Raw genomic sequence first — 20654 nt, 5'->3', positions numbered from 1 at the left:
GGACCGTACCCGCGTCCGCGAGCCGCGAACCACGGACCGTCAGGTGGCGCCCGCCTCGCCCGCGACCGGCGGGAGCAGGGTGAACGGGACGACGTGCCACGGATCCCCGTCGACCCGGCAGTGGGCGAACACCTGGCCGTAGTCGTCGAAGTCGAGCTCGCCCTTCACCAACCGGTAGGTGAACTTGCCGGGCTCGACGGTGAACGGGCTGACGTTGCGCGCGACCTGCTCGGACCCCTCGTCGAGGCCACGGCGGAACACGACCTCGAACACCCCGGACCCCGATGCGCCCTCGGGGCAGAAGATCAGCGCGACGAGGTGCGGATCGAGCGTCAACGGCACCGGCGACGGGGCGGCCTGGGAGAACATGATCCCGGTCATGTCGATGCGCGTCGACGGGCCGGGGGCCTGTCGCATCTCGAAGTTCTCGACGAAGACGGCGGCGACGATCTGCATGGCGGTGGAGGGTAGCCACTCGCTCCACCCCACCCGCCGGGCCACGGCCGGTCCACCGCGGGCGCCTGGGCCCGGCTCGCATCCGGCGGACCGGCTCACATCCAGCGGATCGGGATCGCGACGACCACCCGGTACGACCCCGCCACCGGGACCTCGCCGAAGCGGCGCGAGTCGACGGACGCCACCTCGTCGTTGTCCGAGCGGACGCGCATCGTCGTCGAGGTGACGTCGACCGACTCGACCCGCTTGACGAGCCAGAAGCCCGGGCGCCGCGGGTCCTCGACGCAGCGGATCTGACCGACGCGGGCCCGCCGGGAGCGCACCGCGACGAGACCCTGGCCGGCCACGAGGGTCGGTTCCATCGAGCGGTCGGCGACCAGGAAGCGCCGGATGCCGACCCGGCCGGAGCGCAGGCGACGCAGCAGGGAGCGGCCCACGCGCGACACGGCCGCCAGCCTACGGCGACCGTCGGAGCGAGGTTTCGCGGCGGCGCGGCACGGGAACGGTCGCGCGGTTCGCACAACCGCCATCGAAGGAGACCTCCATGCTCTCACACCTGTTCGCTTCCGCGACCGTCGCCCACGCCCACTGCGACCTGTACTGCGGCGTGTACGACCCGGCACAGGCGAAGATCGAGGCCCTGTCCGTGGTCAAGACGGCGAAGAAGTACGCCGACTCCGACGACCAGGAGTTCCGCGCCCGCTGCATCATCATCAAGGAGCAGCGCGCCGAGGAGACCAAGCACCACCTGATGGTGCTGTGGGCCGACTTCTTCGCCCCCCAGCACTTCGAGGAGTTCCCGGAGCTGCACGAGTTGTTCTGGAAGGCGACCCACCAGGCGGGGGAGGCCAAGAAGTCGATGGATCCCGCCGTCGGCGAGCAGCTCGTGACCTACATCGACCAGATCGCCGAGATCTTCTGGAAGACGGACAAGGCGAAGGACATGGGCGTCTACCCTCCCAGCTGAGCCGTCGTCGCACGGCGACGTGACACGACACCGAACCGATGCCCGGGGCCGCCTTGGCCCCGGGCATCGTCGCGCCGGTGGCGCGCACGACGACCGGTAGCGTGAGGCTCCGATGACAGCGCCCGGCGAGCACTCCGACGGCCCGCCGGGGGACGCCGGGGATCCGACCGCACGGATGGTGCGGTCCGCGCTGGCCGTCGCCGACGGTCGGGCGTCGACGCGGGACCAGATCCTGGTCGCGGCGCGGGACTGCTTCGCGCACGGCGGCTACAGCGCCACCTCGCTGAACGACATCGCCGCCGAGGTGGGGATCCGCCGACCGAGCCTGCTGCACCACTTCGCCTCGAAGGAGGCGTTGTACGAGGAGGTCTTCGAGCGGTTGCTCGCCGACTGGTTCTCCCGCCTCGAAGCATCGATCACCGCCCCGTCGAGCGGACTCGAGAAGGTCGAGCAGGTGCTCGACGCCGGGTTCGGGTTCTTCGCGGACAACCCCGCCTACGTCACCCTCATGCGTCGCGAGGCGATCGACGGCGGGAGCCACCTCGCGATGGACCTCGCCGCCGTGTTGCGCCCGATCTTCGACGAGGCGGTCGCGTACTTCGAGCGCGAGATGGCCGCCGGCGTGTTCCGTGACCAGGACGCGGCGCAGATCGTGCTCACCGGCTACGGCGCGCTGCTCAGCTACTTCTCCGACACCCCGTTCCTCGGGGGGCTGCTCGACGAGGACCCGATGGCACCGGCCGCGCTGGCCCGCCGCCGCGACCACGTCATCGAGCTGTTCCGCGCCGCGCTCGAGATCTCGTCGTGAGCGACTTCGACCCCGGGCGAGCGGAGCGCTTCGCGCTGCTCGACAGCGAGACGAACGCCCGGTGGGAGGGGTTCGGCGCATCCGGCGAGACCACCTTCCCGATGCTGCTCGGCGTGCGCGTCGAGGAGGTGCGCGCCGACTACTGCCGGATGCGGCTCCCCTTCCGGACCGAGCTGCTGCAGGCGGCCGGTCTCCTCCACGGGGGGGCGATGGCGTCGCTGCTCGACCACGTCGTCGTCCCGGCGGTGGGCGCCCAGCTCGCGCAGGGCGTCAACTACTCGACGGTCGACATGCACGTCCAGTTCCTCCGCGGCGTCGTCGCCGGCGAGGGCGCCGAGGACGTGGTCGCCGAGGGGTGGGTCGTTCGACGCGGCCGCCGGACCGTGTTCTGCGAGGCGGAGGCCTTCGGCGGGACGACGGGGAAGCTGCTGGCGAAGAGCGTGCTGACCTACGCCGTCTCCGCACCTGCGTCCTGACGGCCCACGCCGTCGCGCCGACCCCTCGCTCGCCCGGACTCGGCGCCGCGCGCCTCGCCCCCGACGCGGCCCCGCCGAGGCCTCGAACCGGTGCCGACGCGCCGGCGGATCGCCGCCGGACCGAGGTGGCGAAACTACGCTGCTGCGCGATGTCGGCTCCCGTGACCCTGTCCGAACGCGCGTCGAAGGCGCTCCTCGCCGAGTACGGGGTGCCGATCGCCGCCGAGCGCGTCGTGACGTCGCCCGACGCAGCCGCCGCCGCCGCCGACGAGCTCGGGTACCCGGTGGTCGCGAAGCTGAACGGCGACGCCATCGCGCACAAGACCGAGCGGGGCCTGGTCAAGCTCGGCCTGGCGGATCGCACGGCGGTGACCGAGGCAGCGCGCGAGCTGCTCGCGGCCGCCCGACCCGACGACGGCGACGTCGACGTGCTGATCGCCCCGATGGTGCGCGGCAACCGCGAGCTGATCGCCGGGGTCCTCCACGACCACCAGTTCGGTGCCACCGTGATGCTCGGCGTGGGCGGGATCCTCGCGGAGGCCGTCGCCGACGTCGTGTTCCGCCCGGCGCCGCTCACCGAGGCGGACGCCGCCGACATGATCGACGGCCTCGCCACCCGGATCCTGCTCGGCGAGTTCCGCGGCGAGTCGGCCGTGGACCGCGACCAGCTCGCCTCCCTGCTCGTGGGGCTGGGGCGCCTCGCGACCGAGCGGGCCGACGTGCGCAGCGTCGACATCAACCCCCTCATCGTCGAGCCGAGCGGCACCCTCGTCGCGGTCGACGGGCTCGTCGAGACCGGCGAGCCGGCGGACGGCCCGGCGGCGCTGCGTCCCCGTCCCGACGACGAGCGGTTCCGCGCGCTCTTCGAGCCGCGAGGAGTCGTGGTCAGCGGCGCGTCGACCCACCCGGGCAAGTTCGGCTTCGTGTCGCTGCACAACCTCTTGTCGAACGGGTATTCCGGGCGCGTCTTCGGGACCAACCTGAAGGAGGAGAGCGTCCTCGGGATCGACACGGTCGCCGACGTCGACTCCCTCCCCGACGGCGAGATCGACCTCGTGTTCGTGTGCACCCCGGCCGCGACCAACCCCGACCTGCTGCGGGCGTGCGCACGCAAGGGGATCTCGGCCGCCTTCCTCACCTCGGCCGGCTACGGCGAGGCGGGGGAGGAGGGACGGCGGGCGCAGCGCGAACTCGTCGAGCTCGCGGACGAGCTGGGGATCCTGCTCGCCGGACCGAACGGCCAGGGGGTCGTGAGCACCCCGGTCGACATGTGCCTCCAGATCGTCGCTCCCTACCCGCCGGCCGGGTCGATCGGCGTCGCGAGCCAGTCCGGCAACTTCGTGTCGAGCTTCCTCAACCACGCCTCCGCGAGCGGCGTCGGCATCAGCCGGGCCGTCTCGGCCGGCAACGCGGCCGCTGTCGGCGTCGCCGACTACCTCGACTTCTACGCCGACGACGAGGCGACCTCGGTCGGCCTCGCCTACCTCGAGGGGGTGACCGACGGGCGCGGGCTGATGGACCGCCTCGCGGCCGCGGCGGCCCGCAAGCCCCTCGTCGTCGTGAAGGGCGGAGCGACCGCCGGGGGCGCCCAGGCCGCGGCGAGCCACACCGGTGCCCTCGCCGCCGATGACAAGGTCTTCGACGGCGAGTGCCGGGCAGCGGGCATCACCCGCGCCGACAGCATCGAATCCGCCTTCGAGGCGGCGGCGACCTTCGCGACCCAGCCTCTCCCGGCCGGCCCGAACGTGGCGGTGCTCACCACCGTCGGCGGCTGGGGGGTGGTCACCGCCGACGCGATCACCCGCGACCGCGACCTCGTGCTGCTCGACCTCCCCGACGACCTGCTCGCCGCGATCGACGACGAGCTCCCCCCGCGGTGGAGCCGGAACAACCCGATCGACTGTGCCGGCGGTGAGACCCGGGACACCATCCCGAAGGTGATGGAGCTCGTCGCCACCCACGACGAGGTCCACTCGATCGTGTACCTCGGGCTCGGGATCCAGTCGAACCAGGCGCGGATGATGCGGCGCGGCCGCTTCTACCCCGATCACGGGCTCGAGCGGATCGTCGAGTACCACGAGCGCCAGGACGCCCGCTTCGCCCAGGCCGCCGCCGAGCTCAGCGATCGCACCGGCAAGCCGATCCTGACCGCCACCGAGCTCGCGGTCACCGACCCGGACAACGCCGGGCCGGCGGCGGTCCGCGCCTCGGGGCGCCTGTGCTACCCCAGCGGCGAGCGGGCGGTGGCAGCGCTCGGGCACCTCCTGCGCCACGTCCGGCACCGCCGGGCCCACGCCACGTGAGCCGTGGAGGCGACCACCGGCGCGGCAGCCGCTCGTCCGGGGCGATGGGCGCGCTCGCCGCCCGCTCGCCACGCCCGAAGCGCCTCGGGGTGGGTCCGGTCCTCGTCCTCGCACTCGTCGCGGCGGTCCCGGCGATCGGGTTGCGCTCCCTCTCCGCCTGGGCCGACGACCGAGCACCCGGCGACGTGGCGCCCGTGCCGATCCCCGTCGTCGACCCGCCACCGCCGCCCGACCCGCTCGTCGAGCCCGTCGCGTCGCTGCGGCGCCTGCCCGGCGCGATCTCCCGCGACCTCAACGTCGAGCGCTTCACCGAGCAGGCCGTCGGGTTCCTCTCGTCGCTCAACGACCGCAGCTGCGCGTCGATCTCCGTCGACGGCGTGCCGATCGGCGGGCGCGGCGCCGACGCGGCCGTTCTCCCGGCGAGCACGCAGAAGCTCGTCGTCGCGGCGGTCGCGCTCGAGGTGCTCGGGGCGGAGCGCACCTTGCGCACCACCGCGCTGGCGGCCGCCGCTCCGTCGGGGGGAGCCCTCGCGGGCGACCTCGTGCTCGTCGGAGGTGGCGACCCGCTGCTGACCTCGGCGTGGTACCCCGTCTCCGACATCGAGACCCGGCCCGTCACGGACGCGACCTCGTTCGACGACCTCGCCGACTCCGTGGTGGCCGCCGGCGTCGAGCGGATCGAGGGCTCGGTGCTGGGTGACGGCGCACGCTACGACGACGAGTACTTCGCGCCGGGGTGGGGGACCGGGGTGGCGGGGCTCGAGGCCGGCCCCTACGACGCCCTGATGGCGAACGACTCGCGGGTCCTCGGGGAGGCGACGAAGGCCGACGACCCGGTCGTCGGCGCGGCGCGCGAGTTCACCCGGCTGCTGCGCGAGCGCGGGGTCGAGGTGGTCGGAGAGCCGGGCTCGGTCGTCGGTGCCGAGCTCCCCGCCGTGGAGATCGCGTCGATCGACTCGGCTCCGCTGACCGACGTGGTCGCCGAGATGCTCACCAACAGCGACAACAACACGGCGGAGATGCTGGTGAAGGAGATCGCCGTGGCGACCGACCCCGAGGCGGCGGCGACCTCGTCCCGCACGGTCGGCCTCGCGGCGATGAGCGAGCAGCTCGACCGCTGGGGGATCGACACCACCGAGGTCGTGCTGGCCGACGGGTCGGGGCTCGCCCTCGACGGCCGACTCACGTGCGATGCCCTCCTCGAGCTGCTCGTGCGCGCCGACGTGGACGGCCCGATCGGTGTCGGGCTGCCCGTGGCCGGCGAGACCGGGACCCTGAGCGACGTGTTCGGCGACGGTCCGGTCGCCGGCCGCTTGCGGGCCAAGACCGGGACGCTGAACAACCCCCCGTTCAACCAGGACCCGCCGGCGGTCAAGGCGCTCGCCGGCTACCTCCCCGTCGAGGGTGGGGGAGCGATCGAGTTCGCGCTGGTGCTCAACGGCCCGACGATCTCCGACCAGAGCGAGTACCGGCCGGTGTGGGACGCCTTCGTCGAGCTCCTCGCGGGATATCCCTCCGGACCGACCCCGGCCGAGCTCGGACCGAGGTGACGGCGCGCCATGATGGGGCCGACATGACCGGCGACCACGAGCGCAGCGACGACGCGGTCGCGCAGCCCGACGTCGGCGGCGACACCAGCGCCGGCGGCGGTTCGGGCGACGGCGGCGCGAGCGACGGCGGTCCCGCGGCCGCACGCCTGCGGTCCGGGTGGGGTGACGACGTCGAGCTGGTCGCGGAGCCGATCCGGTACCCACGTTCCCCGCTCGTCGCGCTGGCGCTGATCGCGCTCGTCCCCGCGATCGGGCTGCTGGTCCTGCACCGGTGGTCCGACACCCGAGCCGACGCACTCGGGTCCGACCGGTCGGCGACCGAGCTGCTCGAGGCTCGACTCGACGGCGACCTCTCCGTCGACGGCGAGCGCGTGGTGCGTGGCGGGGCGGCCGACGCGCCGGCCGAGGTCCGGTCGGCACCGGCCGGCCGGCTGGCGACCGGGCTGCTCGACTTCCGCCGCAGCCCCGACGTGGTCGCGACGGCCGCCGACATCGGCGCGCTGGCGGTCGCCGTCGACCCGGTCCTCACCTTCGTCGACGACCGATCCTGCGCCGCGGTGTCGCTCGACGGGGTTCCCGTCACCTCGACCAACGCGACCCTTCCGGTGATCCCGGCGAGCAACCAGAAGCTGCTCGTCGCGCTCGCGGCCCTGGAGGTGCTCGGCGAGGAGAGCACCTTCACCACCTCCGTGCGCGCGGCGCCCGTGGTCGACGGCGTGGTCGAAGGCGACGTCGTCATCGTGGGCGGCGGCGATCCCCTCCTCACCAGCGACGACTACCCGCGCGACGACCCGCGCCTCGACGTCGCGAACCCGACCTCGTTCGACTCCCTGGCGGACGCCCTGGTCGCGGCGGGGGTGACCCGGGTCCGGGGATCGGTGGTCGGCGACGGGTCGCGCTACGACGACGAGTTCTCGATCGACGAGTGGGGCGAGGGCGTGGCCTCGGTCGACGCCGGGCCCTACGACGCCCTCCTGGTCAACGACGCGCTGGTCCTGGGTCGATCCGAGCGCCAGGAGGACCCGAACGTCGCCGCCGCCCGCGAGCTGACGCGGCTGCTGGAGGACCGTGGCGTCACGGTCGACGGCGGCCCCACCAGGGAGTCGATCTCCGACGACGCGGCGCCGGCGACCGAGGTGATCGCGACGGTCGACTCGGCGCCGCTCGTCGACGTGGTCTCGTCGATGCTGCTGACGAGCGACAACAACACCGCGGAGATGCTGCTCAAGGAGATGGGGGTGGCGACGAGCGGCGAGGGCACCCGTGCGGCGGGTCTCGACGCGATGGTGGCCGCGCTCAACGGCCTCGGGGTCCCGATGGAGGGGGTCAGCGCGCGCGACGGCTCCGGGCTGAGCAGCTTGAACCGCGTCACGTGCGCGGCGGTGCTCGAGGTCGTGCGGCTCGCCGAGGGCGGCCCGATCGACGAGGCCCTCCCCGTCGCCGGTCGCAGCGGCACCCTCACCGACGAGTTCGAGGGCTCGCAGGTGACCGGTCGGCTGCGGGCGAAGACGGGCACCCTCGCGAACGAGCCCGTGGAGGCGGACCCGCCCGCCGTGAAGGCGCTCGCCGGCTACGTCGACCCACCGGAGGGAACCTCCGCCGCGACGATCGAGTTCGTGCTGATCGCGAACGGCGCCGACATCTCCGATCCCGAGGTCTACCGACCGCTGTGGATCGCGATCGGGGAGCGGTTCGCCACCCACCCGGGCGGTCCGGATCGCACGACGCTCGGGCCCCGCTGAGCCTGCGACGCCCGGCGCGCCTACGGTCCAGGCGATGGCCGTGATGGCGATGTTCCCGCTCGGCACCGTGCTCCTCCCGGGAGGGGTGCTGCCCCTGCACGTGTTCGAGGACCGCTACCGGAGGATGGTGATCGACTGCCTCGCCGCGGACGGGACCCCCGAGTTCGGGCAGATCCTGATCACCCACGGCCACGAGGCCGGTGGCGGCGACGAGCGGGCGATGGTCGGGACGGTCGCGCAGATGGTGCAGGTCGAGGCGCTCGACGAGTCGCGCTACGCGCTCGTCGCCGTGGGGACGCGCCGGCTCCGGGTCAACGCGTGGCTGCCCGACGACCCGTACCCGCTCGCCGACGTCGACGACCTCCCCGAGGTGGATCCCGACCCCGACGGACTGGCCGTCGACGTGGCCGCGACCCACGGGAGGGTGCGCGCGGCGCTCGCGCTCGCGGCCGAGCTCGGGGACGTCCACGTCGACCTCGCCGAGAGCGAGATCTCCGACGACCCCCTCGTCGCGACGTACCACCTGGCGGCGCTGGCGCCCATCGGCCCGGCGGACCGCTACCGGCTGCTGCGCGCCGCCGGGCCACGCGAGCGCCTCGACGTCCTCGACGAGGTGCTCGACGACGTCGAAGCGATGCTGAAGTTCCGGCTCTCCTGAGAAAGCCTGATAGAACGCTGGGCGTGGCAGATCGAACCCGTCCCATCGGCGAGACGCGTCCCCTGCGGGACCGACGTGAGGACACCTCCTTCGGGGAGGTGCTCGAGTACGTCAAGCTGTACGCGAAGCAGGAGACCGTGGGTCCGCTGCGCGGCGCCGGTCGCTGGATCGCGTTCGGGGCGGCGGCCGCGGTCGCGATGGGGCTCGGCCTGATGATGATCCTCCTCGGGCTCCTGCGCCTCGTGCAGACCGAGCTCGATCGCCTCGCCCGCGGCTCGCTGTCGTGGGCCCCCTACGCCATCGTCCTCGTGATCACCGTGGCGCTGCTCGCCGTCACGCTGACGCGCATCAAGAAGTCCACCCTGAACAACGAACCGAACTGAGCGGGAGCACCACGATGGCCAAGAACGACTCCACGGCGCGCGACGAGCCGGACGTCTCCGAGGACGATCTGCGAACCAAGCTCCGAGCGCTGCAGAGCGACATCCAGGGCGAGGTGGAGGACCGCAAGACGACGATCGCCTCCGTGGTCGGCGGGGTGGTCGTCGTGCTCGCGATCGCGATGTTCCTGCTCGGCAAGCGCGCGGGCAAGAAGAAGAGCGCCATCGTCGAGATCCGACGGGTCTGATCCCGCCCGTGGCACTCGTCCCCCGCTACCTCCGCCCGGCCCGGGTCATCCGGCGCCGCGCCATCCAGCGCGGCCTGCTCGGCCCCAGCGTGTTCTGGAAGGTCGTCGCGGCGTGGGTCTTCGGCAAGAGCACGATCAAGAGGTTCTTCGGCAAGCAGCCCGAGCCGCTGGGAACCTGGAAGGTCCGCTCCGACGCCTTCGTCAACGTGATCAACGTCGTGCCCCTGTCGTCGCGCGGCAAGCGCCGACGTGGGATCACCCGTGATTCGATGATCGCAGCCGCCCGGCGTGAGGTCAGCGCCGCCCGCCCGGACGCCGAGGTCGTCGTCAAGTCCTAGTCGCCAGCTCCCTGCGTGGCGCTGCGAGGCGCCGGGCCGCCCGCCGCCGACGAGCGGGCGTCGCGGGGCCTAGCCTGTGCCGACGATGCTGGTGAAGATGCGCAACCCGCGCCGTGAGATCGACGTGCGTGGCGACCGGACGGTGAACCACCTGCTCGACGACCTCGAGCTCGTGCGCGAGTCGCACCTGGTGATCTGCAACGGCACCCTCGTCCCCGGCGACGCACGACTGGCCGACGACGACGTCGTCGAGATCCGCCCCGTCATCTCCGGGGGGAGCTGAGCGATGGCCACCTCCGGTTCCAAGTGCCGATCCTGCCGCGCTCCCGCGGTGATCGACCTCCCGCGGCACAACGCCAACTTCTGCGCGGAGCACCTGCTGCAGCTCTGCCGCCGCCAGGTCGACAAGGCGATCCACGACCACGACATGTTCGCCCCCGACGACCGCCTGCTCGTGGCGGTGAGCGGGGGCAAGGACTCGCTCGCGCTGTGGGACATCCTCGTCGAAGCGGGCTACCGGGCCGACGGGCTCTACGTCGGTCTCGGCATCGGTGACTACTCCGACGCCTCGGGCGACCACGTGCGCGCGTTCGCGACCGAGCGCGGGTTGCACCTCGTCGAGGTGGACCTGCGCGAGCAGTACGGCTACGACATCCCCACCGCGTCGCGCGCGACGCGCCGGGTCCCGTGCTCGGCGTGCGGGATGTCCAAGCGCCACCTGTTCGACAAGGCCGCGATCGACGGCGGCTACGACGCCGTCGTCACCGGCCACAACCTCGACGACGAGGCCGCCGTGCTGCTCGGCAACGTGCTGCGCTGGGACGTCGATCACCTGGCGCGCCAGGCCCCGGTCCTGCCGGCGCGCGCCGGGTTCCCCCGCAAGGCCAAGCCGCTCGTGCGCCTCACCGAGCGCGAGACCGCCGCGTGGTGCCTGATCCGCGGGATCGACTACCTGGTCGAGGAGTGCCCCATCGCCGCCGGCAACCGCCACCTGCACCACAAATCGGTGCTCAACGCGATCGAGGAGGAGTCGCCGAGCTCCAAGTCGGCGTTCTACCTCGAGTTCGTCGACAAGATGGCACCCCTGCTGGCCGGGCGCTCGGCCGCCGACGCCGGCGAGCTGACCACCTGCGAGCGCTGCGGAGCGCCGACGACGTCGGAGGTGTGCGCGTTCTGCCGTCTCGTCGCGACCTCGGCGGCGCACGACCCGGTCCCCGTCGAGCTGGTGCTCGGCGGACGGGGTCGGCGGTGAGCGCCCCCTTCGCCGCGGGCGACAAGGCGGTCCTGCTCGACTCGAAGAAGCGCCGCTACCTGGTCGAGCTCGCCGACGACGGCGAGTTCCACAGCCACGCCGGCTTCGTCCGCCACGCCGACGTCATCGGGCAGCCCGAGGGGTGCCGGGTGCGCTCGACGAAGAACGGCGAGTACATCGTGCTGCGCCCCACCCTCGAGGACTTCGTCGTCGAGATGCCCCGTGGCGCCCAGGTGATCTACCCGAAGGACCTCGCGCCGATCTGCATGTTCGCCGACATCGGCCCGGGGGTCCGGGTGTTCGAGAGCGGGGTCGGGTCGGGGGCGCTGTCGACGACGATGCTGCGCTACGGCGCCGACATCGTCGGCTACGAGATCCGTGAGGACTTCGCCAACCGGGCACGCACCAACGTGCGGTCGTTCCTCGGTGAGTCCGTGATGGACCGCTACGACGTCCACGTCCAGAGCAGCTACGACGGCATCGAGGCCGCCCACGGACCCTTCGATCGGGTCGTGCTCGACCTGCCCGAGCCGTGGCAGGTAGTGCCCCACGCCGAGGCGGTCCTGCGTGCCGGGGGGATCCTGGTCGCGTACACCCCGTCGATCACCCAGGCCGCTCGCGCTCGGGAGGCGCTGAAGGGCAAGTGGATCGACGCGCGCACCGTCGAGGTGCTCCACCGGGGGTGGCACATCGAGGGGCAGGCGGTGCGTCCGGATCACCGCATGGTCGCCCACACGGGGTTCCTCAGCGTCGCCCGCTTCCTCGGTCGTCCCTGAGCGCGCCGGGACCGGCGGCGCCGCCGCGTCGACGGGCCGTCGGGCGCGCGCCGGTACCCTGACCGGCGTGCCGGACTGGACGCCCGAGACGTGGCTGGTGGCGGGTGCCCGGCCCCGACGACCCGGCGAACCGCTGAACGTCGCCCCGACCTTCGCGTCGAACTTCACCCTCCCCGGCGACCGCCTGTACAGCCGCAGCCACGGCACCCCCACCTCCGAGGCGCTCGAGGAGCTGCTCGGAGGTCTCGAGGACGGTCGAGCCCTGGTGTTCGCATCGGGGATGGCGGCGGCCTCGATCGTGTTCCAGCGACTCGGCGTCGGAGCGACGATCGCCGTGCCCGCCGAGCCCTACCACGGGGTGGCCGGCATCGTGGCCGAGGGGGAGGCGCAGGGTCGCTGGCGGGTGCTCCGCATCGATCAGGCGGACACCGACGCCTGGCTCGACGCGGTCGCGACGTGCGACCTGGTGTGGCTCGAGACGCCGGAGAACCCGTTGCTGACCGTCGCCGACCTCCCACGGATCTGCGGCGCTCCCCGTCCGTCGTCGACGCTCGTCGTCGTCGACTCGACGTTCGCGACACCCCTGGCGCAGCGCCCGCTCGACCTCGGCGCGGACGTCGTCGTGCACTCGGCGACGAAGTTCATCGGTGGCCACTCGGATCTGGTCGCCGGGGTGCTCGTGACGCGCGACGACGATCTCGTCGAGGAGCTCGCCGAGCGGCGACTGCTCCACGGCGCGACCATCGGCGCGATGGAGGCCTTCCTCACGATCCGGGGTGCGCGCACCCTCGCGCTGCGCGTCCGGCGGGCGCAGGCGACGGCGGGCGAGCTCGCCGAGCGCCTCGACGCCCACCCGCGGGTCGACCGGGTGCGCTACCCCGGCCTGGCATCGCACCCGACGCACCGGATCGCGTCGTCGTTCATGTCCGGGTTCGGCGCGGTGCTGTCGTTCGAGACCGCCGGGGGAGCGGCTCGAGCCGACGAGGTGTGCCGTCGCGTCGAACTGGTCAACCACGCCACGAGCCTCGGCGGGGTGGAGTCGACGATGGAGCGGCGGGCCGCGATCGTCGGCCAGGAGCGCATCCCGGCGGGTCTGATCCGGCTCAGCGTCGGGTGCGAGGACGTCGAGGACCTCTGGTCGGACCTCGACGCCGCACTCGGCTGACACCCCCGAGGCGTCGGGCGATCGAGGCTCCTCAGCAGGGCGGGAGGAGCCCGAGCGAGCCGGCCAGCCCGGCCAGCTGCTGATCCACCGGTGGCCAGCCGGGCCCGTGGCAGGCTCGGTCGAGGTCGACGATGCCGTGGATCCAGGTGTGCACCTGGACGGAGACGGCGGTGGGATCGCGATCGTCGTCGAGCTCGACGAGGACCGCCGACACGAGGTCGACCAGGACCTGGAACGTCGCGGCCGCGACCATCTCGGTCTCGCCCTCGAACTGGGCGTGGTCGGAGAACATCACCCGGTACTGGCCGGAGCGGCGCCGCGCGAAGTCGGCGTAGGCCCGACCGGCGGCGAAGAACTCCTCGAAGGGGTCGGCCTCGTCGTCGTGGGCGTCGTGCAGCGCGGCGGCGAAGTTGTCCCAGCAGTGGCGGACCGCGGCACGCACGAGCTCACCGTGGTCGTCGAAGTGGCGGTACACCGCGGTGGCCGACACCCCGGCCCGGCGTGCGACGGCACGCAACGAGACCGCGTCGACCGAGCCGTGCTCGGCGAGCAGGTCGGCGGCGGCGTCGAGCAGCTCGACGCGCAGGCGGTCGCCCTCGCCGCGTGCGTTGCGCTGGCGCACCGGTGCGACGTGCGCGGTCTCCACGGCCGTCACGGTACCGCCGGGGTCACCGGAGGCGGATCGACCGGACGCGGCCGGGGACGGGGCTCGACGTGCTCGCGAGCCCGCTCAGGGCTCGATGTAGATGCACTCGCCGGGGCACTCCTCGGCGGACTCGACCACGGCGTCGAGCTGACCGTCGGGGAACTCGGCGAGGCCCTCGGCGCCCTGGGGGTTGCCCTTCGCCTCGGCGAAGACCTTGTCCCCCTCCTTGACGTAGGCGAGGCCATCGTCGAGCAGGGTGAAGACGTCGGGTGCGATCTCCTCGCACAGACCGTCGCCGGTGCAGAGATCCTGGTCGATCCAGACCTTCATGTCAGTGGTGGCTCCTCGTTGCTGGTCGACGCGGGTGGCGTGTCGGTGTCGGGTCGCTGGGACGGATGGGGCGATCCGTTCGGGCGGATCTCGGAGGCGATGCGGACGTGCGACGTCGTGCGCCCGCCGGACCGATCTCCGTGGTGGTCTTCGTGGTGATCGCCGTTCGTGGACAGGAGTTTACACGGTGCAGCACGTGCAAACATCGTCGGTCCGTGGCGGTGTACCTTGAGCCCATGTCGACAGACCACGGTGCAACCGAGCGGGCTGAGGTCGAGGCTCTGAGCGAGGAGATCGGCCACCTCCGCCAGCGGCTCGCCGACGCCCCGCGTCGCGTCCGCTCGCTCGAGGAGCGGTTGCTCGAGACGAAGGGCCAGCTCGCCCAGGCCGTCGCGCAGAACGAGAAGCTGTCCTACACCCTGCGCGAAGCGCGCGAGCACATCTCCACCCTGCGCGACGAGGTCGACAAGCTCTCGCAGCCGCCCTCGGCGTACGGCATCGTCGTCGGCAAGAACGACGACGACACCGTCGACGTGCTGACCTCCGGCCGCAAGATGCGCGTCTCGCTGCACCCCGACATCGACCACGAGCTGCTCGACCGCGGCGCCGAGGTCGTCCTCAACGAGAGCTTGAACGTGGTGCTCGCACGCACCCCCGACGTCGGGGGCGAGGTCGTCACCGTCCGCCAGATCATGGACGACGGCGTGCGGGCGCTCGTCGTGGGCCGCGCCGACGAGGAGCGGGTCTGCGAGCTCGCCGACGCGCTGCGCGGGACGGTGATCCGCGCCGGCGACCACCTCCGCCTCGACACCCGCTCGAACCTGCTGCTCGAGAAGCTCGCCCGCCCCGAGGTGGAGGACCTGCTGCTCGAGGAGGTCCCCGACATCGCGTACACCGACATCGGCGGGCTCGACTCCCAGATCGAGGAGATCGCGGACGCCGTCGAGCTGCCGTTCCTGCACCAGGACCTCTTCGCCGAGCACCGCCTCCCCGCCCCGAAGGGGATCCTGCTGTACGGCCCTCCCGGGTGCGGCAAGACCCTCATCGCGAAGGCGGTCGCGAACAGCCTCGCCAAGAAGGTCGCCGACAAGGTGGGCGAGGGGAAGGGCCGCAGCTACTTCATCAACATCAAGGGTCCCGAGCTGCTGAACAAGTACGTCGGCGAGACCGAGCGCCAGATCCGCCTCGTCTTCCAGCGGGCTCGCGAGAAGAGCGACGAGGGCTGGCCGGTGATCGTGTTCTTCGACGAGATGGACTCGATGTTCCGCACGCGCGGCTCGGGGATCAGCTCGGACATGGAGTCGACGATCGTGCCGCAGCTGCTCGCCGAGATCGACGGCGTCGAGGGCCTGACGAACGTCATCGTCATCGGCGCGACCAACCGCGAGGACCTGATCGACCCGGCCATCCTGCGACCGGGTCGCCTCGACGTGAAGATCAAGATCGACCGGCCGAACGCCGAGGCGGCCCGGTCGGTCTTCGCGAACTACCTCTCCGACGAGATCCCGATCGCCGAGGGCTCCTCGGTCCCCGACATGATCGACGCGACGGTGGCCGAGATGTACCGCGACGACGAGGCGAACCGCTTCCTGGAGGTCACCTACCAGAACGGCGACAAGGAGATCCTCTACTACAAGGACTTCGCCTCGGGGGCGATGATCGAGAACATCGTGCGACGGGCGAAGAAGCTCGCGATCAAGCGGGTGATCGGCGGTGGCGCCCGTGGGGTGATGACCCAGGACCTCCTCGACTCGATCAAGCAGGAGTACAAGGAGCACGAGGACCTGCCGAACACGACGAACCCCGACGACTGGGCGAAGATCTCGGGCAAGAAGGGCGAACGCATCGTGTTCATCCGTACCCTCGTGTCGAAGGAGACCGACGACGACGTCGCCGGCGGCAAGGCGATCGAGCGGGTCGCCACCGGCCAGTACCTCTAGGTCGGCGCCGCCGCGGCCACCCCGAATCCGCGGCGCGATCCGACGGCGCACCACCGTGGGGCGAGCCCACGCCGCGGCCGGGTACGGTCGCCGCATGGCTCGCCGCACCCCCGCCCACGACATCGTCCTGTTCGGAGCGACGAGCTTCGTCGGTCAGATCCTGTGCCGCCGCCTGGTGGAGCGCCACGGGACGGACGGGGAGCTGAGCTGGGCGATCGCGGGTCGCGACGCGGTCAAGCTCGACCGGGTCGCGACCGAGACCGGAGCCGACGTCGAGCGGATCGTGGCCGATGCCGCCGACCCCGCGGCGCTCGCGGCGATGTGCGCGGACGCCCGCCTCGTGGTGTCGACCGTCGGGCCCTACGCCCTCCACGGCTCCGAGCTCGTCGCCGCGGTCGTCGAGGCCGGGATCGACTACTGCGACCTCACCGGCGAGCCGCAGTGGATGCAGCGGATGATCGACCGGCACCACGAGCGCGCCGTCGAGACCGGGGCGCGCGTCGTGCACGCGTGCGGGTTCGACTCCGTGCCCTCCGATCTGGGTGTGCGGTTCCTGCAGCAGGCGGCCGTCGAGCGGTTCGGCTCGCCGTGCACCGACGTGCGGATGGGGGTCGTGTCCGCGAGGGGCGGCGCGAGCGGCGGGACGATCGCGTCGATGATGAACATCGTCTCCGAGGTGGCCGACGACCCCGGTCTGCGACGGGTGCTGACCAACCCCTACGCCCTGGCCCCGGCCGGCGAGCGCGAGGGTGTCGACCAGCCGAGCCTCGCCGTGCCGGCGCTCGATCGCGGCCTCGGCTCGTGGACCGCCCCGTTCGTGATGGCCGCCACCAACACCCGTGTCGTGCTGCGCTCCCACGCGCTGGAGGGGTACCCGTGGGGGAGGTCGTTCACCTACGGCGAGTCGATCATGACCGGTTCCGGCCCGATCGGCGGCGCGAAGGCGCTCGCGGTCACCGGCGCGATGGGCGCGGCGATGGGCGCGGCGGCCGGCGCGGCGATGCTCGGGCCGCTGCGCTCCGTCGTCGAGCGGGTGCTGCCCTCGGCCGGCGACGGGCCGTCACCGAGCACGCAGGAGGCCGGCTCCTACGATCTCCGCTTCCACGGGACGACGGCGGCGGGGGAGGGGATCGACGCCCGGGTCACGGGCGACCGCGATCCCGGGTACGGGTCGACCTCGAAGATCCTCGCGGTCGCCGCCACCTCGCTGCTGGACTCCGACGTCGGAGGCGGGTTCTGGACGCCGGCGACCGCTCTCGGCGACGGGTTCGTCGACGAGCTGGTCGAGCGGGCCGGGCTCACCTTCGACATCGTCGATCGCGTCGATTGATCGGACGTGCCCGTCACCGTCGATCGGTGGCGGGATAGGTTGAGGTCATGGCACTGCCGAAGGTGTGCGGCATCGAGACCGAGTACGGGATCACGGTCCGCGGGGCGGAGAACAACCCGGTCTCCGCGTCCTCCCTGCTGATCAACGCCTACCTCGCCGACACCGCACGCGAGCGCGGGCGGGTCGGCTGGGACTTCGAGGACGAGCGACCCGCCAACGACGCGCGCGGCTTCTCCCACGAGGAGGCGATGGCGCCCGAGGTCGAGACCACGCTGGTGAACGCGGTGCTCACGAACGGGGCGCGGTTCTACGTCGACCACGCTCATCCCGAGATCTCGATCCCCGAGGTGCGCACCGCTCGCGAGGCGCTCGTGTGGGACCGGGCGGCCGACGAGATCGTCCGGCGCGCGATGATCGCCGCCCGCTCGGTGCTCGACGTCGGAGCCGAGATCGTGATCCACAAGAACAACTCCGACGGCAAGGGCAACAGCTACGGCTGCCACGAGAACTACCTGCTGGCGCGCGAGCTCCCGTTCGGTCGCATCGCCCGGCAGATCACCTCGCACTTCGTCACGCGCCAGGTGTTCACCGGCGCCGGCAAGGTCGGCTGCGAGCTGCCGGGTCGCCCCCACGACGACATCGCGTACCAACTCAGCCAGCGCGCCGACTTCTTCGAGGAGGAGGTCGGTCTCGAGACGACCCTCAAGCGGCCGATCGTCAACACGCGCGACGAGCCCCACGCCGACCCGCGCAAGTACCGCCGGCTCCACGTGATCGTCGGCGACGCGAACATGAGCGAGGTCGCCACCTACCTCAAGGTGGGGACCACCGCGATCGTCCTGTCGATGATCGAGGACGACGAGCTCGGCGACGACCTCGTGCTCGCGAACCCGGTCCCCGCGATCCGCCAGGTGAGCCACGACCCCACGCTGTCGCGGACCGTCCAGCTCGACGACGGCACCCGCGCGACGGCGCTGGAGGTGCAGTGGGGCCTGCTGGAGCGGGCGCGCAAGTACGAGCAGTCGCACGGGCTCGAGTCGGTCGACGAGGTCGTCGGCGCCGACGTGATGGACCGCTGGGAGCGGGTGCTCACCGCCCTGGAGGCCGACCCCGACTCGGCGGCCCCGGTGGTCGACTGGGTCGCCAAGAAGCGATTGGTCGACGGCTACGCCGAGCGCCACGGGATCGACGCCGCGAGCCCGATGCTCAAGGCGATCGACCTCCAGTACCACGACATGCGCCCCGAGCGCTGCCTGGCGCTGCGGGCCGGGCTCGACGTGATCGCCGACCCGGCCGAGTGCGACGCCGCGACGACCGAGCCGCCGACGTCGACGCGGGCGTACTTCCGGGGACGCTGCCTCGACAAGTTCGCGGACGACATCGTCGCCGCCAACTGGGACTCGATGGTCTTCGACGTCGGGCGCGACCCGCTGCGGCGGGTCCCGATGCTCGAGCCGTTGCGCGGCACCGCGGACCACGTTGCTACCTTGATCGACTCGAGCGAGACGGCGCGAGAGCTGCTCGACCGCCTCGGCGCCGATCACCCGACCCCCGACCCGAACGAGCCAGGAGCATCCTGATGGCAGAGCGTCAACGCAAGCCGAAGCAGACGACGTCGCGCGAGACCGAGGAGGTGGAGGAGGCCGCACCGCCGGTCACCGAGAGCGGTGACAAGCTCAAGGCGGAGCTCGACGGCCTGCTCGACGAGATCGACGAGGTCCTCGAGACGAACGCGGAGGACTTCGTCAAGTCCTACGTCCAGAAGGGCGGGCAGTGAGCGGTGGCGATGCCGTTCTTCCCCCCCGGTGACGACCCCGGCTCCAACTTCCCCGACCTCCTCGGTCGCATCCGGCGCCACGGCGCCGGCGACGTCCACCCGTCCTCGGGTGTCGATGTCGGCGCGTCGCTCGGGGTGCCCCACGCGACGACGTGCGTGGCGCTGCGCTACCAGGACGGCGTCGTCATCGCGGGCGACCGCCGTGCGACGGCGGGCAACCTGATCTCGCACCGGACCATGGAGAAGGTCCTCCCCGCGGATCGGCACAGCGCGGTCGCGATCGCCGGCTCGGCGGGCACCGCGATGGAGATGGTCCGTCTCTTCCAGCTCCAGCTCGAGCACTACGAGAAGGTCGAGGGCCAGGCGCTCAGCCTGGAGGGCAAGGCCAACCAGCTCTCGGCGATGGTCCGCGGCAACCTGCAGGCGGCGATGATGGGGATGGTCGTCGTCCCGATCTTCGCCGGGTACGACCTGCTGCGGGCCACGGGTCGGCTCTGGGACTTCGACGCCACCGGGGGCCGCTACGAGGAGCGCCACCACGTGGCGACCGGCTCGGGCAGCCTCCACGCCGGCACCGTGATCAAGGTCGGGTTCCGTGAGTCGATGAGCCGGTCGGAGGCGATCGATCTCGCCGCGCGGGCGCTGTGGGAGGCGGCCGACGCCGACTCGGCGACGGGCGGTCCCGACCCGCTGCGCGGCATCTACCCGGTCGTCGCCTGGATCGACATCGAGGGTTACGAGCGGGTGCCCGACGACGAGCTCGCCGAGCGCTTCGCCGCCGTCGTGCAGGAGGTGGCGGAGCGATGAGCATGCCGTTCTACGTCGCCCCCGAGCAGATGATGAAGGACCGCGCTGACTACGCGCGCAAGGGCATCGCGCGCGGGCGGGCGCTGGTCGCGATGCGCTACGTCGAGGGGATCGCGATCGTCGCCGAGAACGCCTCGGAGACGTTGCGCAAGGTCAGCGAGATCTACGACCGCATCGCGTTCGCCGGGGTCGGCAAGTACAACGAGTTCGACCAGCTCCGCGTCGCCGGCATCCGCGCCGCCGACCTGAAGGGCTTCCAGTACTCGCGCGACGACGTCGACGCCCGCAGCCTCGCCAACAGCTACGCCCAGATGCTCGGCAACATCTTCACCCACGAGATGAAGCCGATGGAGGTCGAGATCCTCGTCGCCGAGGTCGGACGGGAACCCGCCGGCGACCAGATGTTCCACATCCTCTACGACGGCACGGTCGTCGACGAGCGCGACTTCGCGGCGATCGGCGGGGACGCCGAGGCGATCCGCGCCCGCCTCGCCGAATCGTGGTCCGACGGCCTCGACCTCCACGGCGCGGTGCGCGCCGGGATGGCGGCTCTGTCCGGTGACGAGCGAGAGATCCCCGCCGGCGACCTCGAGGTCGCCGAGCTGTCGCGGGGCGAGGGGCGGCGCTGCTTCCACCGCCTCAGCGAGGACCAGGTCCGGGACCTCGCTCCGACGAACTGACCGGCGGCGCCTCGATCGCTCCGTC

Annotated in this window: 24 protein-coding genes; 20 read left to right on the top strand and 4 right to left on the bottom strand. The window is 72.1% G+C overall.

Annotation, left to right across the window (positions count from 1 at the left end; translation table 11 throughout):
* Positions 1 to 39: 39 nt before the first annotated feature.
* Complete coding sequence (locus ACOOHC_RS10375; RefSeq protein ID WP_420450331.1) at positions 40 to 456, bottom strand: hypothetical protein; 417 nt, start codon at positions 454 to 456, stop codon at positions 40 to 42.
* 95 nt (positions 457 to 551) lie between these two features.
* Entirely contained in the window at positions 552 to 902 is a 351-nt protein-coding gene (locus ACOOHC_RS10370; RefSeq protein WP_420450330.1) for a S26 family signal peptidase, read from the bottom strand.
* A gap of 98 nt (positions 903 to 1000) precedes the next feature.
* Here ACOOHC_RS10370 and sodN point away from each other — a divergent pair, with 98 nt between their 5' ends.
* The 14 genes from sodN to ACOOHC_RS10300 all read left to right on the top strand — a co-directional run bounded on the left by sodN (position 1001) and on the right by ACOOHC_RS10300 (position 13119).
* Positions 1001 to 1423 carry a superoxide dismutase, Ni gene (sodN, locus tag ACOOHC_RS10365; protein ID WP_420450329.1) on the top strand — a complete coding sequence of 141 codons (423 nt, stop codon included), beginning with the start codon at positions 1001 to 1003 and terminating at the stop codon, positions 1421 to 1423.
* A 112-nt stretch (positions 1424 to 1535) separates the two neighbouring features.
* Positions 1536 to 2231: a TetR/AcrR family transcriptional regulator gene (locus ACOOHC_RS10360; RefSeq protein WP_420450328.1), complete on the top strand. Its 696-nt coding sequence runs from the start codon at positions 1536 to 1538 to the stop codon at positions 2229 to 2231.
* Positions 2228 to 2707, top strand: coding sequence for a PaaI family thioesterase (locus ACOOHC_RS10355; RefSeq protein ID WP_420450327.1), 480 nt, complete (start codon positions 2228 to 2230; stop codon positions 2705 to 2707). The genes ACOOHC_RS10360 and ACOOHC_RS10355 overlap by 4 nt, the downstream gene beginning before the upstream one ends.
* 149 nt (positions 2708 to 2856) lie before the next feature.
* Positions 2857 to 5010 carry an acetate--CoA ligase family protein gene (locus ACOOHC_RS10350; RefSeq protein ID WP_420450326.1) on the top strand — a complete coding sequence of 718 codons (2154 nt, stop codon included), beginning with the start codon at positions 2857 to 2859 and terminating at the stop codon, positions 5008 to 5010.
* A 44-nt stretch (positions 5011 to 5054) separates the two neighbouring features.
* Entirely contained in the window at positions 5055 to 6560 is a 1506-nt protein-coding gene (locus tag ACOOHC_RS10345; RefSeq protein ID WP_420450325.1) for a D-alanyl-D-alanine carboxypeptidase/D-alanyl-D-alanine-endopeptidase, read from the top strand.
* Between the two features lie 23 nt (positions 6561 to 6583).
* Complete coding sequence (locus tag ACOOHC_RS10340; protein WP_420450324.1) at positions 6584 to 8302, top strand: D-alanyl-D-alanine carboxypeptidase/D-alanyl-D-alanine-endopeptidase; 1719 nt, start codon at positions 6584 to 6586, stop codon at positions 8300 to 8302.
* A 34-nt stretch (positions 8303 to 8336) separates the two neighbouring features.
* Positions 8337 to 8960, top strand: a complete 624-nt coding sequence (locus tag ACOOHC_RS10335) for an LON peptidase substrate-binding domain-containing protein (RefSeq protein WP_420450323.1) — start codon at positions 8337 to 8339, stop codon at positions 8958 to 8960.
* A 23-nt stretch (positions 8961 to 8983) separates the two neighbouring features.
* On the top strand, positions 8984 to 9343 hold the full coding sequence (locus ACOOHC_RS10330) for a hypothetical protein (protein ID WP_420450322.1): 360 nt from the start codon (positions 8984 to 8986) through the stop codon (positions 9341 to 9343).
* A gap of 14 nt (positions 9344 to 9357) precedes the next feature.
* The gene (locus ACOOHC_RS10325; RefSeq protein WP_420450321.1) at positions 9358 to 9588 is read left to right on the top strand and encodes a hypothetical protein; all 231 of its coding nucleotides are present in this window, start codon (positions 9358 to 9360) and stop codon (positions 9586 to 9588) included.
* 8 nt (positions 9589 to 9596) lie between these two features.
* On the top strand, positions 9597 to 9926 hold the full coding sequence (locus tag ACOOHC_RS10320) for a hypothetical protein (protein WP_420450320.1): 330 nt from the start codon (positions 9597 to 9599) through the stop codon (positions 9924 to 9926).
* Between the two features lie 85 nt (positions 9927 to 10011).
* Positions 10012 to 10209, top strand: a complete 198-nt coding sequence (locus ACOOHC_RS10315) for a MoaD/ThiS family protein (RefSeq protein WP_420450319.1) — start codon at positions 10012 to 10014, stop codon at positions 10207 to 10209.
* 48 nt (positions 10210 to 10257) lie between these two features.
* Positions 10258 to 11178 carry an ATP-binding protein gene (locus tag ACOOHC_RS10310; RefSeq protein WP_420450318.1) on the top strand — a complete coding sequence of 307 codons (921 nt, stop codon included), beginning with the start codon at positions 10258 to 10260 and terminating at the stop codon, positions 11176 to 11178.
* Positions 11175 to 11954, top strand: a complete 780-nt coding sequence (locus ACOOHC_RS10305; RefSeq protein ID WP_420450317.1) for a tRNA (adenine-N1)-methyltransferase — start codon at positions 11175 to 11177, stop codon at positions 11952 to 11954. The genes ACOOHC_RS10310 and ACOOHC_RS10305 overlap by 4 nt, the downstream gene beginning before the upstream one ends.
* A gap of 67 nt (positions 11955 to 12021) precedes the next feature.
* Entirely contained in the window at positions 12022 to 13119 is a 1098-nt protein-coding gene (locus tag ACOOHC_RS10300; RefSeq protein ID WP_420450316.1) for a trans-sulfuration enzyme family protein, read from the top strand.
* 31 nt (positions 13120 to 13150) lie between these two features.
* Here the strand turns inward: ACOOHC_RS10300 and ACOOHC_RS10295 are convergent, their stop codons facing one another.
* Positions 13151 to 13765: a TetR/AcrR family transcriptional regulator gene (locus ACOOHC_RS10295; RefSeq protein ID WP_420450315.1), complete on the bottom strand. Its 615-nt coding sequence runs from the start codon at positions 13763 to 13765 to the stop codon at positions 13151 to 13153.
* An 84-nt stretch (positions 13766 to 13849) separates the two neighbouring features.
* Complete coding sequence (locus ACOOHC_RS10290; protein ID WP_420450314.1) at positions 13850 to 14095, bottom strand: ferredoxin; 246 nt, start codon at positions 14093 to 14095, stop codon at positions 13850 to 13852.
* A 236-nt stretch (positions 14096 to 14331) separates the two neighbouring features.
* On the opposite strand from ACOOHC_RS10290, the gene arc reads away from it, so the two are divergent.
* The 6 genes from arc (at position 14332) to prcA (ending at position 20629) form a co-directional block, all read left to right on the top strand.
* Entirely contained in the window at positions 14332 to 16035 is a 1704-nt protein-coding gene (gene arc / locus ACOOHC_RS10285; RefSeq protein ID WP_420450313.1) for a proteasome ATPase, read from the top strand.
* Between the two features lie 94 nt (positions 16036 to 16129).
* Positions 16130 to 17365, top strand: a complete 1236-nt coding sequence (locus ACOOHC_RS10280) for a saccharopine dehydrogenase family protein (protein WP_420450312.1) — start codon at positions 16130 to 16132, stop codon at positions 17363 to 17365.
* Between the two features lie 47 nt (positions 17366 to 17412).
* Entirely contained in the window at positions 17413 to 18945 is a 1533-nt protein-coding gene (gene dop, locus ACOOHC_RS10275) for a depupylase/deamidase Dop (RefSeq protein ID WP_420450311.1), read from the top strand.
* Complete coding sequence (locus ACOOHC_RS10270) at positions 18945 to 19142, top strand: ubiquitin-like protein Pup (RefSeq protein ID WP_420450310.1); 198 nt, start codon at positions 18945 to 18947, stop codon at positions 19140 to 19142. The genes dop and ACOOHC_RS10270 overlap by 1 nt, the downstream gene beginning before the upstream one ends.
* 9 nt (positions 19143 to 19151) lie before the next feature.
* Complete coding sequence (prcB, locus tag ACOOHC_RS10265; RefSeq protein ID WP_420450309.1) at positions 19152 to 19949, top strand: proteasome subunit beta; 798 nt, start codon at positions 19152 to 19154, stop codon at positions 19947 to 19949.
* Complete coding sequence (gene prcA, locus ACOOHC_RS10260; RefSeq protein WP_420450308.1) at positions 19946 to 20629, top strand: proteasome subunit alpha; 684 nt, start codon at positions 19946 to 19948, stop codon at positions 20627 to 20629. Before prcB ends, prcA begins: the two co-directional genes overlap by 4 nt.
* Positions 20630 to 20654: the final 25 nt, after the last annotated feature.

The sequence above is a fragment of the Ilumatobacter sp. genome, from assembly GCF_965215205.1.
Lineage (GTDB): Bacteria > Actinomycetota > Acidimicrobiia > Acidimicrobiales > Ilumatobacteraceae > Ilumatobacter_A.
The sequence above is the reverse complement of the archived record's forward strand: the minus strand, read 5'-3'. Positions and strand labels throughout refer to the sequence as shown.

What these genes read in the sequence shown, in the direction of transcription:
- ACOOHC_RS10375 (WP_420450331.1), bottom strand. Translation starts at nt 456, where the DNA reads ATGCAGATCGTCGCCGCCGTCTTCGTCGAGAACTTCGAGATGCGACAG.
- sodN (WP_420450329.1), top strand. Translation starts at nt 1,001, where the DNA reads ATGCTCTCACACCTGTTCGCTTCCGCGACCGTCGCCCACGCCCACTGC.
- ACOOHC_RS10360 (WP_420450328.1), top strand. Translation starts at nt 1,536, where the DNA reads ATGACAGCGCCCGGCGAGCACTCCGACGGCCCGCCGGGGGACGCCGGG.
- ACOOHC_RS10350 (WP_420450326.1), top strand. Translation starts at nt 2,857, where the DNA reads ATGTCGGCTCCCGTGACCCTGTCCGAACGCGCGTCGAAGGCGCTCCTC.
- ACOOHC_RS10345 (WP_420450325.1), top strand. Translation starts at nt 5,055, where the DNA reads ATGGGCGCGCTCGCCGCCCGCTCGCCACGCCCGAAGCGCCTCGGGGTG.
- ACOOHC_RS10340 (WP_420450324.1), top strand. Translation starts at nt 6,584, where the DNA reads ATGACCGGCGACCACGAGCGCAGCGACGACGCGGTCGCGCAGCCCGAC.
- ACOOHC_RS10335 (WP_420450323.1), top strand. Translation starts at nt 8,337, where the DNA reads ATGGCCGTGATGGCGATGTTCCCGCTCGGCACCGTGCTCCTCCCGGGA.
- ACOOHC_RS10325 (WP_420450321.1), top strand. Translation starts at nt 9,358, where the DNA reads ATGGCCAAGAACGACTCCACGGCGCGCGACGAGCCGGACGTCTCCGAG.
- ACOOHC_RS10315 (WP_420450319.1), top strand. Translation starts at nt 10,012, where the DNA reads ATGCTGGTGAAGATGCGCAACCCGCGCCGTGAGATCGACGTGCGTGGC.
- ACOOHC_RS10290 (WP_420450314.1), bottom strand. Translation starts at nt 14,095, where the DNA reads ATGAAGGTCTGGATCGACCAGGATCTCTGCACCGGCGACGGTCTGTGC.
- arc (WP_420450313.1), top strand. Translation starts at nt 14,332, where the DNA reads ATGTCGACAGACCACGGTGCAACCGAGCGGGCTGAGGTCGAGGCTCTG.
- ACOOHC_RS10280 (WP_420450312.1), top strand. Translation starts at nt 16,130, where the DNA reads ATGGCTCGCCGCACCCCCGCCCACGACATCGTCCTGTTCGGAGCGACG.
- dop (WP_420450311.1), top strand. Translation starts at nt 17,413, where the DNA reads ATGGCACTGCCGAAGGTGTGCGGCATCGAGACCGAGTACGGGATCACG.
- ACOOHC_RS10270 (WP_420450310.1), top strand. Translation starts at nt 18,945, where the DNA reads ATGGCAGAGCGTCAACGCAAGCCGAAGCAGACGACGTCGCGCGAGACC.
- prcB (WP_420450309.1), top strand. Translation starts at nt 19,152, where the DNA reads ATGCCGTTCTTCCCCCCCGGTGACGACCCCGGCTCCAACTTCCCCGAC.
- prcA (WP_420450308.1), top strand. Translation starts at nt 19,946, where the DNA reads ATGAGCATGCCGTTCTACGTCGCCCCCGAGCAGATGATGAAGGACCGC.